The following is a 17,563-nucleotide window of genomic DNA, read 5'->3' on the forward strand; positions in this document are numbered from 1 at the left end:
AATCTAGTAAACCACTAGGACTAGTGGTTATTTGAATAATCAATACACAATATATTGGGTTATTTAAAAAATATGATCACAAGATAATGAGGTTTGACGGTTATTGCAAGGGCAAAAAATTAGAGTGATTATTTAATAATCTAGCCTAAAATTGACTGGTTAGTAATGACTAACGTAGTAGTACGTTTTAATTTTGCTTTAATAAAAACGCAATGGTTTTTTTGCACTTTTTTGCCGTCATAGAATGATTTATTACATTAAATTCCGCTTTTTATTTCTAATTTGAATATATATTTTGATCTCTATATATATCAATGGTTTAGCGATTTGATGGTTTTGTGAACAGAAATTCCATCTTGTTAATTTCACTTGGATGAGCACAGTGAATATCTGCCTGCCATGTCGTTAGGTCAGTATCGTTAGCGATGTACCCCCAGCCAGCGATAATAGTGCACATATTAGCAGCGTTACCAGCTTCGATATCGCGTGGTGCATCGCCAACATATAAACACTCATTTGGCGCTACTCGAATCTCATTAGCAGCTTGCAGTAGTGGTGCAGGGTGAGGTTTACGCTGTGCTAATGAGTCTCCGCCAAGTACAGAGGCGGCTAACTTTAGTTCAGGAAAATGAGGTAACAGCACATGCGTTAGGCCAATGGGTTTATTGGTGACGATTCCCCAAGGAATTTGGTGTTGATCAAGCTTTTCAATAAGCGCTGCTACCCCAGGGTATAAGCAGGTATGCTCGGCAATGTGATTTTCGTAGTAATCGAGAAATTCAATACGCAATTGTTCATAATCAAAGTTTTTTAATCCCGCACCAAAGCCCAGTTCTATCAAGCCTTTTGCACCATCTGAAGCAACTGGTCGATAACGCTCGCGTGGAACTTTGGGTAAACCGTGACTGGTTAACACCGCATTTAATGCCTCGCCAAGGTCATTCGCGGTATCGAGCAGTGTGCCGTCTAAGTCGAACAAAACACCTTTGTAATGTGGTGCGCCATTTAATGTTGATGACATCGTCATTAGCCGACCTTTTGACAGCAGATAATATAGTTAACGTCTAAACTGCCACCCAGTTTATGATTTTCTGTGATCGGGTTGTAGTGAATACCAGTAGCATCAATACATTTCAATCCGCTACTTTCAGCCCAGCCTATTAGTTGCGATGGTCTAATGAATTTGTCGTGATCATGGGTGCCATCAGGCACAATCTTTAAGACCTTTTCAGCTGCTAAGATTGCAAGTAGGTATGATTTAACTGTTTTATTTAATGTAGAAAAGAAAACATAGCCGTTTGGTTTTACCATGTCTGTACAAGCTTGGATGATAGAGGCTGGATCGGGCACATGCTCCAGCATTTCCATACAAGTCACCACATCGAAGTGCTCAGGGCATTGCAGTGCTTTTTGCTCCGCTGGGATTTTCTCGTAGTTAACATCTACACCAGATTCCAGTGCATGCAGCTTAGCAACATTTAGTGGCTCTTCGCCTAAATCAATGCCAGTAACCTTAGCGCCTAATTTAGCGAGGCTTTCTGACAAGATACCGCCACCACAGCCAACATCAAGCACTTGCTTTTCAAACACTGACTCAACATGCTGCAAAATAAATTGACGTCTGAGTGGGTTAACTTGATGAAGCGGTTTAAAGTCGCCCGTTAAGTCCCACCATTGGCTAGCAACTTGTTCGAATTTAGCGATTTCTTGAGGGTTTACATTGATTGAGTCTGACATAGGAGGGTTTCTAATTGCTTGAGTCTCTATATTATTTAATTGGGATTTTAAACTAAGCGTTTAGCGAAACCTAGCGCTGAGAAAACAAAAAAACTAATAAAGTTGCTCACATGAATTCAAGTACTAATTCAGGCGACAGTTTGAGTGAAAAAGCTGAATATCGTTCAGGTTTGATAAGACTAAATCTCGCTAAGATTGATTTTCAATCACTAACTACTTAGATTGAAGAAGAGAAAGCGATCGATATTAAGTCGAACAATAATTAAAAAATAACAACAATAAACAGCATTAACAGAGCAAAATTATTATGAAAAGCGTCATAGAACAATTAGCCAATTATAAAAGTGTTCATTTAAACAAGAACAATATCAAAAGCCATATCGTTGGCGTACCGATGATCATATGGTCGATCGCCTTATTGTTAAATATGTTTAGTTTTGAGGTCACAATTTTCGGGCATGAAATGGTTATAGGCTTAGCTATCGTCGCCGCACTTGTTGTATTGCTATACTATTTTGCATTGCATGTGCCGCTAGCCTTGATGATTGCATTGCTCTTTGGACCTTTAGTGATTAGTACACAGTTAGTGGTCGATATGGGGCAACCAGTGCTTATTGCATTGGGCGTCTTTTTTATTGGCTGGGTGATTCAATTTATTGGCCACGCCTATGAGCGAGCTAAACCGGCTTTTATAGACGACATCAATCAGCTGCTGATTGGCCCATTATTTTTAATTGCCGAATTGTATTTTGCGCTTGGCCTAAATAAAGAAATGGCGGATGAAGTTCATCAAAAGGCCGTTGAGAAGCGTAAGTTGTTTGAGCAAGCGAAAGCGGTTTGATTAAAAAGCTGCTTGATCATATAGCATAAGTTTGAAAGAGTACCGGCAAGCACGCTTAGTGGCTTGCCGTCATCTCATGGATTGTGCTGCTATCGTTTGCTGTGAAGTTCTCGCTGCCAATACGATCACCTAGTCCACTTAATACGGTAACCATACCTTTACATACCGCAAGAATTTGTTTGTTTTGTTTAAAATCGTTGGGTAATACAACTCGCCCATTGTCACGGCGAGGGTAACGACCATAATGATGCTTAAGTTGAACGTCATTATTGTCTAAATACAATACGGTCACTAGCTGCTTATTGTCAGACACGGAATCAGTCATCACTTCTCCTGATTAAAAACTAATCTCATATTATACCCGTTCATCGGTGTGTGTCTTTTTTCAGACTGTACTAATTTGTAATCGAAATGTAGTAGGTATAGATGGAGCAGAGAATGTCAGTCCTTGCTAGAAGAAAAACAGAGGGTAATTACACCTTGTTGCTTAATTTGATTTTGCATCCATTAAATCGATTAATTGTAGAGTTTGATTAATAACTGAGCGATTAATGACGAAGTTAGTATTTTAGTCAATATTAAGTCTTTACTTGGCTTTTAAATAATTTAATTTATCGTTTATTTATCAAGTGCTTAATGGCTCTTGTTTGACATGCTCGGCAAAGCTTGAAATTGCTAGCTTTAATATGCAAAACTAACCGCTACAAAGCGTTATGGCATCCCCTTTTTTTGTGGTAGTATGCTGACCTTAAATTAAAATAATAATTTCGAAAATTTCTGTATTAAATAGGGATACCATCGATTTATGTCCGATCTGGCAAAAGAAATTCTCCCAGTCAATATTGAAGACGAGCTAAAAAGCTCTTACCTCGATTACGCGATGAGTGTAATCGTGGGCCGTGCGTTACCTGATGTACGCGACGGTCTAAAGCCTGTGCACAGACGCGTACTATACGCCATGAACGTACTGGGTAATGATTGGAACAAACCTTACAAAAAATCAGCACGTGTTGTTGGTGATGTAATCGGTAAATACCACCCACACGGTGACACTGCGGTATACGACACAATCGTTCGTTTGGCGCAAGACTTCTCAATGCGCTACATGCTAGTTGACGGTCAAGGTAACTTCGGTTCAGTTGATGGTGATTCAGCGGCGGCAATGCGTTATACCGAAATTCGCATGAATAAGATCTCGCATTCTATTCTTGCTGACTTAGAGAAAGAAACCGTTGATTTTGTGCCAAACTACGATGGCACCGAGCAAATTCCAGAAGTGATGCCAACCCGCATTCCTAACTTGTTAGTTAATGGTACCTCAGGTATTGCCGTTGGTATGGCGACGAATATTCCGCCGCATAACTTAACGGAAGTCATTAACGGTTGTTTAGCCTTAATTGATAACAGTGAGCTGACGATTGATGACTTGCTTGAATACATCCCAGGCCCTGATTTCCCAACGGCGGGCATTATCAGTGGTAAAGCGGGTATTATTGAAGCGTACAAAACGGGTCGCGGTAAAATAAAGATCCGTGCTCGCGCTGAAATTGAAGTTGACGACAAATCGGGTAAAGAAACCATTGTCGTTCACGAATTACCTTACCAAGTTAACAAAGCTCGCTTGATTGAAAAAATGGCCGAGCTGGTTAAAGAAAAACGCTTAGAAGGTATTTCAGCACTGCGCGATGAGTCTGATAAAGACGGTATGCGTATGGTCATCGAAGTTAAGCGCGGTGACGTCGGTGAGGTTGTTCTAAACAACTTGTACAAGCTAACCCAAATGCAAGTGTCTTTTGGTTTAAATATGGTGGCACTAACTGACGGCCAACCGAAATTATTTAACCTAAAAGAAATGCTTGAAGCTTTCTTACTTCACCGTCGTGAAGTAGTGACTCGTCGTACGATTTTCGAATTACGCAAAGCACGTGACAGAGCCCATATCTTAGAAGGCTTATCAATTGCGCTTGCTAACATCGACCCAGTTATCGAGCTAGTGAAAAGCTCAGCTAACCGCAGAGAAGCTGAAGAAAAACTAGTTTCGCAAGGTTGGGCATTAGGTAATGTTGCTGGCATGCTTGAAGCGGCTGGCTCAGATGCAGCTCGCCCTGAGTGGTTAGAGCCGCAATACGGTATTCGCGATGGTCTTTACTACCTAACACCAGAGCAGGCTAAAGCAATTGTAGATTTACAGTTGTACAAGCTTTCTGGCATGGAACACGAAAAGATTCTAAACGAGTACAAAGAGTTATTAGACTTAATTGCTGAACTACTGCACATTCTTAACTCGCCAGCGCGTTTGATGGAAGTGATCAAAGAAGAGCTAGAAGCGATTCGCGATGAGTTTGGTGATGAGCGCCGCACAGAAATTACCAGTGCTTCGCATGATATTTCACTTGAAGACTTGATTAACGAAGAAGACGTTGTTGTAACGCTTTCTCACGAAGGTTATGTGAAGTACCAAGCACTAACAGATTACGAAGCACAGCGCCGTGGTGGTAAAGGCAAAGCGGCCACTAAGATGAAAGAAGAAGACTTCATCGAGCGCTTATTGGTGGCCAATACCCACGATACTATTTTGTGTTTCTCAAACCGCGGTAAACTTTACTGGTTGAAGGTTTATCAATTGCCACTGGCGAGTCGCACGGCTCGTGGTCGTCCAATTGTTAACTTACTACCACTAGAGAGCGATGAACGTATCACAGCAATTTTACCAGTGCGTGAGTACGAAGAAGACAAATACATTATCATGGCGACTGCGTCTGGTACGGTGAAGAAAACGCCATTAACGGCATACTCTAACCAACGTGCTAACGGTATTATCGCCTTGAACCTACGTGATGATGATACGCTGATTGGTGTTGATATTACCGATGGCTCGAACGATATCATGCTGTTCTCTGATGAAGGTAAAGTAGTTCGCTTTAACGAGAAACAGCGCGATAGCGAAACTGGTGAAGTCAAGCTTGATCCGGAAACCGGTGAAGAGTTGTTAGCACTTCGTCCTATGGGTCGTACCGCAACCGGTGTTCGTGGCATTAACCTTGAAGATGGTCAGAAAGTGGTATCACTTATCGTACCGAAAAATGGTGGCGCGGTCTTAACCGTTACTGAAAATGGTTACGGTAAGCGTACAGAGCTAGCTGAATACCCGGCGAAGAGCCGTGCAACCAAAGGTGTTGTATCAATCAAAGTGAGCGAGCGTAACGGTAAAGTCGTTGGTGCAGTTCAAGTTGAAGATAACGACGAAATCATGATGATCACTGACAGCGGCACACTAGTACGTACGCGTGTTAACGAAGTGAGTGTTATTGGCCGTAACACGCAAGGTGTTCGTTTAATTCGTACCGCAGAAGATGAGCATGTGGTTGCACTTCAACGTATCGATGAAATCGAAACCGAAGAGTTAGTTGACGGCGACATTGTTGAAGGTGAATTAGCTGAAGGCGAAACCGTTGCGGCAAGCGAAGCAGCACCAGCGTCTGACGCTGAAAGCTCAGCTGAAAACCTCGATGGCGAGTCGTATAGCGATCCCGACGCCTAACGCCCAAGGTATAAGATAAAGGAAAAATGGGCGGCTTATCCGCCCATTTTTTTTCGCTAGAGAAAATGATAGTTATTAAATAGTTAGAAGGAAGTTTTGAGAATGTCTGCAACCTATAATTTTTGTGCAGGACCAGCGATGTTACCAACGCCAGTGATGTCAAAGGCACAGACTGAATTTACCGATTGGCAAAATAATGGCTGCTCAGTGATGGAGCTCAGCCATCGCAGTAAAGCCTTTATGCAGCTCGCTGCCAAAGCCGAAGCAGATCTCAGATCACTAATGAACATCCCTACTAACTATAAAGTGCTATTTATGCATGGCGGTGGTCGTGGTCAATTTTCGGCGGTACCACACAATTTATTACCTGAGAGCGGAAAAGCGGATTACGTGATTTCAGGCTCTTGGTCAAAAGCTGCAGCCAAAGAAGCCGCTAATTACGGTGAAATTAATACCATTGAAGTTGTCACTAAGACAGGTGACAGTCAAACGGTGCTAGCACCAGCTGATTGGGTATTGTCTAAAGATGCAGCTTACGTGCATTACTGTCCGAACGAAACTGTGGATGGCATTGAAATCTTCGATATTCCAGAAACGGGTGATATTCCGCTGGTTGCCGATATGTCGTCAACAATCATGTCGCGCGAAATCGATGTTAGCCGCTTTGGTTTAATTTACGCCGGTGCGCAAAAAAATATTGGCCCGTCCGGTCTAACCATCGTCATTGTTCGTGAAGACTTATTAGGTAATGCCAGATTAACTACGCCATCTGTACTTAATTACGAATTCGCTGCTAACAATGATTCAATGTATAACACACCACCAACCTTTGCCTGGTATTTAGCGGGCTTAGTGTTTGAATGGTTAACCAAGCTTGGCGGTGTTAAAGCTATCGAGCAAGTAAATAGAGAAAAAGCGGCGTTGCTTTACGACTATATTGATAGCAATGACTTCTATGTCAATAACATTGATAGCCAGTATCGCTCGTTAATGAATGTGCCATTTTGGTTAGCAGATGAATCGCTAAATGATGCCTTCCTGGCAGAGGCTGAGCAAACGGGTTTATTGGCATTAAAAGGCCATCGCAGTGTTGGCGGTATGCGCGCTAGTATTTATAACGCCATGCCATTGGCAGGCGTACAAGCATTAGTAGACTTTATGACGGATTTCGCTGACCGTAATAAATTGAACTAAATAGAGTCACTAAATCAAAGTGATTAAAGAGATTGAAGGAAGTTCTATAGTGGAACAATTAACACTACAACCGATCAACAAAATTGACGGTGAAGTATTTTTACCGGGCTCTAAGAGCCTTTCAAACCGCGCCCTATTAATTGCCGCATTGGCAAAAGGCACGACGAAGATTACTAACTTATTAGTGAGTGAAGATATTGAGCATATGCTCAATGCACTCACGAGCTTAGGCATTGAATACCAATTAAGCGATTGCGGCACTGAATGCATCGTGGCTGGTAACGGTGGCTTTTTCAAAGCGGAAGCGCCACTTGAGCTATACCTAGGTAACGCGGGCACGGCGATGCGTCCACTATGTGCAGCATTAGCGGCGAGTGAAGGTGAATTCGTATTAACGGGTGAGCCGCGCATGAAAGAGCGCCCAATTGGCCACTTAGTTGATTCACTCAACCAATTAAATGCCGATATTGAATATCTAGAAAACACAAATTACCCGCCATTAAAAATCAAAGGTAAAACCCTAGGTGGCGATCGTGTAACCATTGACGGTTCAATTTCAAGTCAGTTCTTAACGGCAATTCTGATGATTGCACCGTTATTACCAACTGATACAAATATCGAAATTGAAGGTGAGTTAGTGTCTAAACCTTACATTGATATCACGCTTGATATTATGGCCAAATTCGGTGTTGACGTTGAAAATCAAAACTATCAATCATTCATTGTCAAAGGTCAGCAAAGCTATCAAGCACGTGAACGCTACATGGTCGAAGGTGACGCATCGTCTGCTTCTTACTTCTTAGCGGCGGGGGCGGTTAAAGGCGGTGAAATTACTGTCCATGGCGTAGGTACCTCAAGTGTTCAAGGTGACAAGCATTTTGCTGATGTGCTGGAGAAAATGGGCGCTGAAGTGATTTGGCAAGAAGAGTCAATCACGGTTAAAGGCAGATCATTAACGGCAGTTGATATGGACATGAACCATATTCCAGATGCGGCAATGACAATCGCAACAGCTGCTTTATTTGCCAAAGGTACGACGAGTATTCGCAATATCTATAACTGGCGAGTCAAAGAAACCGATCGCTTATCGGCAATGGCGACTGAGCTACGTAAAGTAGGGGCAGTAGTGGAAGAGGGTGAAGATTACATCTCAGTTACACCGCCGGAGTCGCTAACACACGCTGCTATTGATACCTACAACGATCACCGCGTCGCGATGTGTTTCTCGCTGGTGGCGCTAAGTGACACCCCAGTGACAATTAACGACCCTAAGTGTACAGCAAAAACCTTCCCTGATTACTTCGATAAATTAGCTCAGGTTTCAAAATAACCCTACCAAGTATCTTGTTGAACCTGATCTAGATCAACTTTTGCACTATAGGTGCATTAAAAGTTGAACTAGTCAGGCAACAAGCCTTCTAAGTAAAGCTAAAAAATAAATCGGCGCGCTAGCGAAAGCTCAAGAAATATTAAAAAACAAATTTTTGAACGCTTTTCCCTAGCATTTCCCGTATAATGCGCCCGATTTGCGACATTAGGAGATAAAATGTATGCAAGAAAGCATTCCCGTAATCACGATTGATGGCCCAAGCGGTGCTGGTAAAGGCACTGTTTCACGATTAGTAGCAAACCAATTGGGCTGGCAACTTTTAGACAGTGGCGCGATTTACCGCGTGTTAGCTGTGGCTTTGCTGCATCACAACATTGAAGTTGAAGAAGAAGAGCCGTTAATTCCTATTGCAGCACATTTAGATGTGCAATTTGAAATTACCGATGATGGCGAAAGTAAAGTCATTCTCGAAGGCGAAGACGTATCTAACAGCATTCGTACTGAAGAAGTTGGCGCACTCGCGTCAAAGGTAGCGGCATTTCCGCGTATTCGCGAAGCGCTATTGCGTCGTCAAAGAGCATTCCGTGTTGAACCTGGTTTAGTCGCTGATGGTCGCGACATGGGCACTGTGGTATTTACTGACGCGCCAGTAAAAGTTTTCTTAACCGCGAGCGCGGAAGAGCGTGCTGAGCGAAGATTTAAGCAGTTGAAGGAAAAGGGCTTTGATGTTAAAATCGGGCGCCTTTTGGATGACATACGTCAGCGTGACGAGCGAGATCAAAACCGTGCGGTTGCTCCGCTTGTACCGGCAGAAGGTGCGTTAATTATTGATTCTACTGAACTTTCTATTGATGAAGTAGTCAGCAAAATCCTTTCATTTGCCAATGAAAAATTAACGCAAACGGAAACCATTTAAACTTTGGGTAAGGACACACAAAGTATTTTTAACAACCCCATGAAACACTGATGTTGATTGGATTATTTATACGAGTTCATATACAGGTATGACTGAAAATTTTGCACAACTTTTTGAAGAAAGTTTAAAAGAGATCGAAACGCGCCCTGGTTCAATTATCAAGGGTACTGTTGTAAAAATCGAAAAAGACAACGTTATTGTTGACGCTGGTCTTAAGTCTGAGTCAGTAATTTCTATCGACCAATTCAAAAACTCTGCTGGTGAAGTAGAAATTGAAGTAGGTTCAGAAGTTGACGTTGCTTTAGATGCGACAGATGACGGTTTCGGTGAAACTGTACTTTCTCGTGAAAAAGCAAAACGCCACGAAGCATGGCAAGTGCTTGAAAAAGCTTACGAAGAAAAAGAAACTGTTATCGGCGTTATCAACGGTAAAGTTAAAGGTGGTTTCACTGTTGAAGTAAGCAACATTCGTGCATTCTTACCAGGTTCTCTAGTTGACGTTCGCCCAGTCCGCGATACAGCTCACCTAGAAGGTAAAGACCTAGAATTTAAAGTTATTAAGCTTGACCAGAAGCGTAATAACGTTGTTGTTTCTCGTCGTGCTGTTATCGAATCAGAAAGCAGCGTAGAACGTGACGAGTTACTAGAATCACTACAAGAAGGTCAAGAAGTTAAAGGTATCGTTAAGAACCTTACAGACTACGGTGCATTCGTAGACTTAGGTGGTATCGACGGTCTTCTTCACATCACTGACATGGCTTGGAAGCGTGTTAAGCACCCAAGCGAAATCGTTAACGTTGGTGACGAGATTCAAGTTAAAGTTCTTAAGTTCGACCGTGAGCGTACACGTGTATCTCTAGGTATGAAGCAGTTAGGCGAAGATCCATGGGTAGCAATTGCTAACCGTTACCCAGAAGGTTCTAAGCTTTCTGGCCGCGTAACTAACTTAACTGACTACGGTTGTTTCGTTGAAATCCAAGAAGGCGTTGAAGGTCTTGTTCACGTTTCTGAAATGGATTGGACAAACAAAAACATCCACCCATCTAAAGTTGTTAACTTAGGTGACACAGTTGAAGTACTAGTATTAGAAATTGACGAAGAACGTCGTCGTATTTCTCTAGGTCTTAAGCAATGTGTACCAAACCCTTGGGAAGAGTTCGCTAAGAACTTCAACAAAGGTGACAAAGTTACTGGTAAGATCAAGTCAATCACTGACTTCGGTATCTTCATCGGTCTTGACGGTGGCATCGACGGTCTTGTTCACTTATCTGACATTTCATGGAACGGCGGTGAAGAAGCTGTTCGTGAATACAAGAAAGGTGACGAAATCACTGCTGTTGTACTTCAGGTTGACCCAGAGCGTGAGCGTATCTCTCTAGGTGTTAAGCAAGCTGAAGACGATCCGTTCAATATGTATCTGACAGATAACAAAAAAGGTGCTATTGTAACTGGTAAAGTAGTTGAAGTTGACGCTAAAGGCGCTAAGATTGAATTAGCTGAAGGTGTTGAAGGCTACCTACGTGTTTCTGACATTTCTCGTGACCGCATCGAAGATGCAACAACTGAATTATCAGTAGGCGACGAAGTTGAAACTAAGTTCATGGGCGTTGATCGTAAGAACCGCACAATTAGCTTATCTATCAAAGCGAAAGATCAAGCTGAAGAGCGTCAAGCGATGGACAACTTGAACCAAGCAGACGATGCTGGTTTCACTAACGCTATGGCAGAAGCATTCAAAAACGCTAAAGGTTAATTTCTTTAGCGCTTAAGGTGAGGAGGTGTTGCTATTTACTAGCCACCTCCTTGATTGTTAACTGCATTAGCGTGATGCTGAATGACAACTGGGAGGTCTAATGACCAAGTCAGAACTCATTGAAAAATTAGCGGAAAGTTTAACTCACATTCCAGCTAAAGATGTTGAATCTGCTATCAAAGAAATTCTGGAATTGATGGCGCAATCTTTATCGAAAGGAGAGCGTATTGAGATTCGAGGGTTTGGTAGTTTTTCTCTACACTATCGTGCACCACGTACTGGTCGTAACCCTAAGACTGGTGAAGCAGTAGAGCTTTCCGGTAAATATGTACCGCACTTTAAGCCGGGTAAAGAATTACGTGAACGCGTAAATGCTTCCTTTGCTTAGTTGCGAAAAATTATAAAAAACGGCATGCTTTCGCATGCCGTTTTTTTTGTCTTTGATTTTTTAAATATTTCCCAATTCTGATTGATTTAATGGTATTTTCATTACGTTGAATTGGACAATAATCATTGGATGTTAGTTTGAAGTTATATTTCACTATTTTTGTACTGGTTGTATTGCTGCTAGTCGCTTTCGCTTTTGGTAGTCAAAATGATCAGCTAATCACGTTAAACTATTTCATTGCTAAGGCAACGATGCCAGTCGCAATGGCGGTAAGTATATTTGCTGGCTTAGGATTTCTTTTCGGCTTGGTATTTATGTTTCTTATAAATTTGCTTAAGCCACTCAAGCGTAAACAAAATAAAGGCTAAGAAATCCTATGCTTGAGTTGTTGTTTCTATTGTTGCCTGTTGCCATGGGATATGGATGGTTTATGGGGCGCAATAGCATTAAGCAAAAAGATCAAAATGCTAAGCAAGATTTATCCATTAAATACTCAACAGGTTTGAATTACCTATTATCGAATCAGCAAGATAAAGCTATCGATTATTTGATTGAGGCGCTCAAAGTAGAAGACGATACCGTTGAAGCGCATTTTGCAATGGCAAACCTTTTTCGCAAGCGCGGTGAGCTCGACCGAGCACTTAAAGTACACGAACACCTAGTACGCAATGGCAATTTGCCAACCAAAGCAAAACAGCAAGCAATATTTGAGCTAGCAAAAGATTTTTTAACAGCAGGTTTGTACGACCGTGCTGAACATATGTTTCATAAGTTGCTCAAGGCAAAACCCTATCAGTTAAAGTCTTTAGGTTATTTAATGCAAATTTACCAATCTACTAAGGATTGGCAGCAGGGCATTGCGCTTAAAAAAACTATTTTTAAACTCAAAGACAAACAACTACTTCATAACCTAGCTAACTTCTATTGCGAACAAGCACTTGAGGCACAAAAACAAGGTGAGTTTATCGCGGTTATTGAGTTATTAGAGCAGGCATTGGTGTGCGATGCTAAATCATGTCGCGCTAATTGGCATTTAGCCGGTGTTTATGAAGAGCATAAGCAATACGAGCAAGCTGCTAAGTGTTATCGTGCTATTTATAAGCAAGACAAAGACTTTTTCCCTGAAGTTATCGAAAAAATGCATAGCTGTTATCGAGCATTGGATGACGAAGAAGCCTTCTACAGCTTTATTAAGCAAGTGTACGATGAAACAGGCACGACGAGCACATTGATTAAATACCTAGAGTTCCTGTCAACGAAATATGGCGCGGACAAAGCCGCGGAGTTTTTATTAGCTGGCCTAAAGCGCAGACCTACCATTCGAGGTTTTAAGCATTTCGTTAAGTTACAACTTGCCAATGAACCGTCTGAAAATCAAAGTGAAAGTTTGGATGTGATCAAGGAGCTTGTATCGGCGTACTTAAAGATGCGTCCAAGATACAGTTGTCGCTCTTGTGGCTTTAACAGCAGCACACACTATTGGTCGTGTCCATCATGCCATGATTGGGAGCAATTAAAGCCTGTTAGGGGTCTAGAAGGCGAGTAGTTGATGTGCAATCACTATTAGTGAACATCAGCTTATCTTGAAACTGCCTTTGTTCAAGCTTTTTTATCTATAATCGATTTTCGTTCTTTTTTATATTCTTGATAAGGCTTTTTTGCTTGATGACAAGCCTGATATTCATCGCCTGATTGGGCGTTATTAATGCATTCACTTTTTTGGTAACCTTGGCCAAGCTCATAAAGCTGTTTATTACTACAACCAAGGGTTAGAAGCGTTAACATTAAGGTAATAATAATTTTCGACATAGTTATCCTAAGGTGCGATGTTAAAAATATATTGGTTAGTGACTTTTCTTTGCTATTAGGACTGCTCACTTATGAATTAGTTCGCCGCTTATCATCGATAATACTGCAAGCGACGAAGGTATAGGTAACTTAATAGTAAGCGGTAATTTATTGCTTTTGACTAGTCCTAAATCCATATAACCTCAGTTACCAAGCAATCAACAGTTTACCTTATTCATATTTAATCTCTAGCGACCAAGTGTTCAATATACCTTGATCTTCAGACCATAAATCACGTACTTGTAATATCCAATCGCCTTTAATTTCGCTACCTATTAGGTTGTTAAGTGTTGGCGTTGACTCTGGAGTATAGATAAACTTGACATTGGATCGAGCGTCACTTTCGACATTTTTCAATACCACAATCTCACCAGATGGCGCTACAAGCTGGATCATTAGATCGCCACGATAGCTATGGTTGATATCGACAGCAACAGATACGTCTGCAATCTCGCCTTGAGCGTCAATACGAATGACATCTTGAATACCTACACGACTATTGTCTGGTATCGCCAGATTAGGATTATTTTCTACCTTAATGGTTTGCTCGGTCGGTATATATGCTATTTCCAACGTCCAGTCATCGAGTCGCCCCTGATCGTCTGTTAGTAAATCCCGGACAGTGAGTTGCCATTGCCCTTGAACTGCCTCTTGCTTAAAGGCTGTCAGTGGCGAGCTGCTATCGTTAGAGTTAAGTAAAAGGTTTAGGTTATCTAATTGACCGCCTTGACCGCTATGCAGCGTAACAGATGTACCCGCAGGAGATTTCAGCTCCACTTCCAAATCGCCGCGATAGGTATGAGAAATATTAACGCTAAGCTGCAACGAGACAACTTTTCCTCGCTTGGGAACGGTAATAGCGTCGATAATGCCAGTTTTATTATTATCTGGTATTAGCAAGTCAGGGCTTGTTTTATGCTTAAACATTACCGTTTCGCCGGTCGGAATAATTTGATCGCCAGTTCTGATTTTTATTTCTCTCGCTAATAGCTGGATATCTGAGATTACTAGCCCAGATTCAGTGCCATCCCATTGCAGCGTTGAAGGATTGGTTTTGGCCGAAAGGAACTCGCCATCCATATTGGTATCGTAAAGATCGTCCGCATCACCGGCATCCTCATTGCGTTCTAGATCACGTCTTCCATCCGCTTGCAATAAAGCACATTGATAATGGCGGCTTTCGGTGCCGTCTTGCCATTCATTTGAGCCATTGCGATCACAGTGGTAAACCGCTAAACCTTTGGAAGGTAGATGGCGATCTAGGTCTAAGTCTTGGCGGTTTTCTACTAAGAAAAACTCATTGTCGTGCTCGGTATGATAAATATACGCTTTGTTATATTCGCCATGGCTAATTTGGTACTCACCTGGCGAGGCAAGATCTATTTCGGTGTCTATCCAACCTGTTAAATAGCGTAAGTAAGCGCAAATTGGCGCTGGAACTTTACCGCGACCAAGATGGTTGCCAGAGCTCATCATGCAATAGCGGCCTAAACCACTGCTGTTACGATTGTCGCCATCGCGGCTGCCATAGTCATATAAATCTGGGAATCGACATAGCATATGTCCACTTTCATGGGCAAATGTGCCTATGCTTAAATCGACGGCTCGTCGACCTAAACTTTGAATCGTATAGAAGTGCGTACGGGTATTACCTTGTTGCAACTGGATAACCGAATTATGAGGCCATAACCAATTTCGGTATTCTGTGCGGCCAGCATACATAAAACTTAGCGCGTCGACGATACCATCGCCACGAGAATCATAGTTTGATAAATCTACGCCATGATCCCTAATCGCCACATTCAACGCTTCTTGTACTAACAAATTATTGACATAAAAAGATTTGTTTTTACTGAGCTTGATTGGACCGATGACATCGTTAGTGTAATCAAGCTTATTAGAAGACATTAGCTGATAATATCGACGTACTGAGCAGAAGTTACCATGCGCAGAGAAGTTAAGGTCATTTAACATCGCATCGACTTGATCACCTGTTATTTGAGTCGTTTCATCCTTAAATTCAACTAATATAGTTAACCCTCGAACATTGCCCGTATTTACCTGACGGCCTGTTAATAGCCCTTGCTTAGGGCCAAAAGTTTGGAATGTTAGATCATTTTCGATAGGTCGTATTTGAGTTAACCTGACATTGTGTTTTTCTTGTTGAACCTCTGCAGCTTCATGTAACTGCCGTTGCATATTTTCTAACGGTTGCTTTCTTATCGGTCGACGGGATGAGGTAAACGTACCTTGATGGACTTGCGCATAGCAAAACAGGCCGAGCTGTTCGTCATAAACGGTTGTGTAACCGTCGAGGGTGGTATAGCGTGCATAAAATTCGTCGCCGTTAACAATAAGCGACACATCTGAACCATTGCGTTGAGGAAAAACTAAAACTTCACCTTTAATTAGACTCATAACAATCTCCCTGAAAGTGTCATCTAATAAATAGTGGCAAACTTAGATTTTGTTAAATATGGACTCTCCAACGACTGTTATTTTCTAGAGTAATAAATCAATATATGACATTAGGGTTTGCCGAGTTGCACAGCACATTTACCATTGTAGTCGTATAACCGATGTTTAACATTTTTTAGATTGAGGGCGCGTTAGTAAACCTGAGCATAAACCTAAGCATAGGCTGCTATTCGCACGGGTAGCGCTGCTCCATCATTCGGATAGATTTTCTGATAATGGTTTTGAGCACATCGGGGTCAATGTCTGCCAGCTTATTGATATATAAACAAGACTTGCCCAGTTTATGTTTACCTAGGCGTGCAAGTTCTTCTGAAAACTCATCGAATCCTGGCATTATATAAACACTGAGTGCTGTTTTACGTGGCGAAAAGCCAGTTATCGGCCATGTTCCGCCTGAACTGGTATTTTGATAGGTATATTTGCTAAAGCCGACAATACTATTGCCCCACATTTTGGCAGGCTTGCCCGTCAGCGTAGTCATCAATTCAAGTAGCGCTAAGCCATCGGTAACTTTTTGAGGGTGTCCTACACTTTCTATAAAGGTTTTAACATCCGCATCATTTTCTTGCGTTTTTAAGGCCATTTATCCTTCCTTGTTATGTCTAATATTGCTGCCTGTATTGTTGCCTTTGTTGTTATCAGTAACTGCTATAAATTTTCTTGTTTTGCGCCGGGGCCGAGTGGCTGACCGTAACTAAATTCTACAAAATTGCCATCGGGATCTTTAATCCCGCAATAGTAACCAACAGGGTAGGGTTCTTGTTTGCACGGCCACACTAAAATACCTTCCGCGCTGGCTTGTTCGGCAATGTTATCGACTTCTGCTTTGCTGGCTAGGGCAAAACCTAAGTGTGAAAAGTCGTTTTCCTGTTGGGCTTTTTCCGGTCCACCGGGCAACACCACAATAATAAACTCATTCGCTTTACTTGGCTCTGCTAACCAAACAATGCGCTTGCCGTCTGGCCCATGTGGTCGACGATCACGCACTATACTGAGTCCAGCGTAGCGTTGATAAAAATCAATACAGGCATCTAAGTTTGCAACATGTAAGGCAATATGGGTTAGACTGGCGTTCATAGCAACTCCAAAACCATCATTAGCAACAAGAAATTAATGCACTATTAGTTTACATAAAGTATAGGAAACGAATGCTCAATAACCTGAACTATAACTTCAAAATACTTGCTCGCGACTGGCATAAAAGGCGCGCCCCCAATCTGAAAACGGTTGAACCAGTGACGGTTGATATTCCCAATTTTAAGCAAGAGCACAATCATATGTGCACTATGATTGTTACCTACAGTGATAATTCCACCAAAGAGCTAATCGCACGAGTGATATATAATCAACTGGCCAAGCGGTGGACGGTTGATGGTATGGAGCTAGCAGTCGAAGTGGTTATCAATGAAGTGTAAATCACACTGCAAAAATAATGACTGATTGCTATCTAAGCGCAAAGCTATCTACAATAGTAAACTGATTGTTTATCAAACTGTTAAGGACGACTGTATTGAATTTACTAAATTGTGATTTTAAA

Annotated in this window: 17 protein-coding genes; 10 read left to right on the forward strand and 7 right to left on the reverse strand. The window is 41.8% G+C overall.

Features of this window, described 5'->3' with window-relative positions:
* Window positions 1–319: 319 nt before the first annotated feature.
* Both DXX92_RS08175 and ubiG read right to left on the reverse strand, forming a co-directional pair.
* Complete coding sequence (locus DXX92_RS08175) at window positions 320–1,027, reverse strand: HAD family hydrolase (RefSeq protein WP_116000004.1); 708 nt, start codon at window positions 1,025–1,027, stop codon at window positions 320–322.
* Window positions 1,027–1,737 (reverse strand): bifunctional 2-polyprenyl-6-hydroxyphenol methylase/3-demethylubiquinol 3-O-methyltransferase UbiG, encoded by a 711-nt coding sequence (gene ubiG, locus DXX92_RS08180; protein WP_116000005.1) that lies wholly within the window; start codon window positions 1,735–1,737, stop codon window positions 1,027–1,029. The genes DXX92_RS08175 and ubiG overlap by 1 nt, the downstream gene beginning before the upstream one ends.
* 307 nt (window positions 1,738–2,044) lie before the next feature.
* Here ubiG and DXX92_RS08185 point away from each other — a divergent pair, with 307 nt between their 5' ends.
* Window positions 2,045–2,578 (forward strand): DUF962 domain-containing protein, encoded by a 534-nt coding sequence (locus tag DXX92_RS08185; protein ID WP_116000006.1) that lies wholly within the window; start codon window positions 2,045–2,047, stop codon window positions 2,576–2,578.
* Between the two features lie 55 nt (window positions 2,579–2,633).
* Here the strand turns inward: DXX92_RS08185 and DXX92_RS08190 are convergent, their stop codons facing one another.
* Window positions 2,634–2,903 (reverse strand): DUF2375 family protein, encoded by a 270-nt coding sequence (locus DXX92_RS08190; protein ID WP_116000007.1) that lies wholly within the window; start codon window positions 2,901–2,903, stop codon window positions 2,634–2,636.
* A gap of 480 nt (window positions 2,904–3,383) precedes the next feature.
* On the opposite strand from DXX92_RS08190, the gene gyrA reads away from it, so the two are divergent.
* The 8 genes from gyrA to lapB all read left to right on the forward strand — a co-directional run bounded on the left by gyrA (window position 3,384) and on the right by lapB (window position 13,246).
* Window positions 3,384–6,119, forward strand: a complete 2,736-nt coding sequence (gene gyrA / locus DXX92_RS08195) for a DNA topoisomerase (ATP-hydrolyzing) subunit A (RefSeq protein WP_116000008.1) — start codon at window positions 3,384–3,386, stop codon at window positions 6,117–6,119.
* Between the two features lie 102 nt (window positions 6,120–6,221).
* Window positions 6,222–7,313, forward strand: coding sequence for a 3-phosphoserine/phosphohydroxythreonine transaminase (serC, locus tag DXX92_RS08200; protein WP_116000009.1), 1,092 nt, complete (start codon window positions 6,222–6,224; stop codon window positions 7,311–7,313).
* A 49-nt stretch (window positions 7,314–7,362) separates the two neighbouring features.
* Entirely contained in the window at window positions 7,363–8,643 is a 1,281-nt protein-coding gene (gene aroA / locus DXX92_RS08205; RefSeq protein WP_116000010.1) for a 3-phosphoshikimate 1-carboxyvinyltransferase, read from the forward strand.
* Between the two features lie 220 nt (window positions 8,644–8,863).
* The gene (cmk, locus tag DXX92_RS08210; RefSeq protein ID WP_116000011.1) at window positions 8,864–9,559 is read left to right on the forward strand and encodes a (d)CMP kinase; all 696 of its coding nucleotides are present in this window, start codon (window positions 8,864–8,866) and stop codon (window positions 9,557–9,559) included.
* A gap of 88 nt (window positions 9,560–9,647) precedes the next feature.
* On the forward strand, window positions 9,648–11,312 hold the full coding sequence (rpsA, locus tag DXX92_RS08215) for a 30S ribosomal protein S1 (protein WP_116000012.1): 1,665 nt from the start codon (window positions 9,648–9,650) through the stop codon (window positions 11,310–11,312).
* 100 nt (window positions 11,313–11,412) lie between these two features.
* A complete protein-coding gene (ihfB, locus tag DXX92_RS08220; protein WP_116000013.1) occupies window positions 11,413–11,700 on the forward strand; it encodes an integration host factor subunit beta in 288 nt (95 codons plus the stop codon).
* A gap of 173 nt (window positions 11,701–11,873) precedes the next feature.
* A complete protein-coding gene (locus DXX92_RS19405; RefSeq protein ID WP_428977359.1) occupies window positions 11,874–12,068 on the forward strand; it encodes a lipopolysaccharide assembly protein LapA domain-containing protein in 195 nt (64 codons plus the stop codon).
* An 8-nt stretch (window positions 12,069–12,076) separates the two neighbouring features.
* Window positions 12,077–13,246 (forward strand): lipopolysaccharide assembly protein LapB, encoded by a 1,170-nt coding sequence (lapB, locus tag DXX92_RS08230; RefSeq protein ID WP_116000015.1) that lies wholly within the window; start codon window positions 12,077–12,079, stop codon window positions 13,244–13,246.
* Window positions 13,247–13,299: 53 nt separating this feature from the next.
* Here lapB and DXX92_RS08235 read toward each other — a convergent pair whose 3' ends face one another.
* The 4 genes from DXX92_RS08235 to DXX92_RS08250 all read right to left on the reverse strand — a co-directional run bounded on the left by DXX92_RS08235 (window position 13,300) and on the right by DXX92_RS08250 (window position 17,103).
* Entirely contained in the window at window positions 13,300–13,509 is a 210-nt protein-coding gene (locus DXX92_RS08235) for a hypothetical protein (RefSeq protein ID WP_116000016.1), read from the reverse strand.
* 210 nt (window positions 13,510–13,719) lie between these two features.
* Window positions 13,720–15,966, reverse strand: coding sequence for a M6 family metalloprotease domain-containing protein (locus DXX92_RS08240; RefSeq protein WP_116000017.1), 2,247 nt, complete (start codon window positions 15,964–15,966; stop codon window positions 13,720–13,722).
* 226 nt (window positions 15,967–16,192) lie between these two features.
* Window positions 16,193–16,609: a DUF1801 domain-containing protein gene (locus DXX92_RS08245; protein ID WP_116000018.1), complete on the reverse strand. Its 417-nt coding sequence runs from the start codon at window positions 16,607–16,609 to the stop codon at window positions 16,193–16,195.
* Between the two features lie 65 nt (window positions 16,610–16,674).
* The gene (locus DXX92_RS08250; RefSeq protein ID WP_116000019.1) at window positions 16,675–17,103 is read right to left on the reverse strand and encodes a VOC family protein; all 429 of its coding nucleotides are present in this window, start codon (window positions 17,101–17,103) and stop codon (window positions 16,675–16,677) included.
* A gap of 71 nt (window positions 17,104–17,174) precedes the next feature.
* On the opposite strand from DXX92_RS08250, the gene DXX92_RS08255 reads away from it, so the two are divergent.
* On the forward strand, window positions 17,175–17,441 hold the full coding sequence (locus tag DXX92_RS08255; RefSeq protein WP_116000020.1) for a hypothetical protein: 267 nt from the start codon (window positions 17,175–17,177) through the stop codon (window positions 17,439–17,441).
* The last annotated feature ends 122 nt before the right edge of the window (window positions 17,442–17,563 follow it).

The sequence above is a fragment of the Thalassotalea euphylliae genome (assembly GCF_003390395.1).
Lineage (GTDB): Bacteria > Pseudomonadota > Gammaproteobacteria > Enterobacterales > Alteromonadaceae > Thalassotalea_F > Thalassotalea_F euphylliae_C.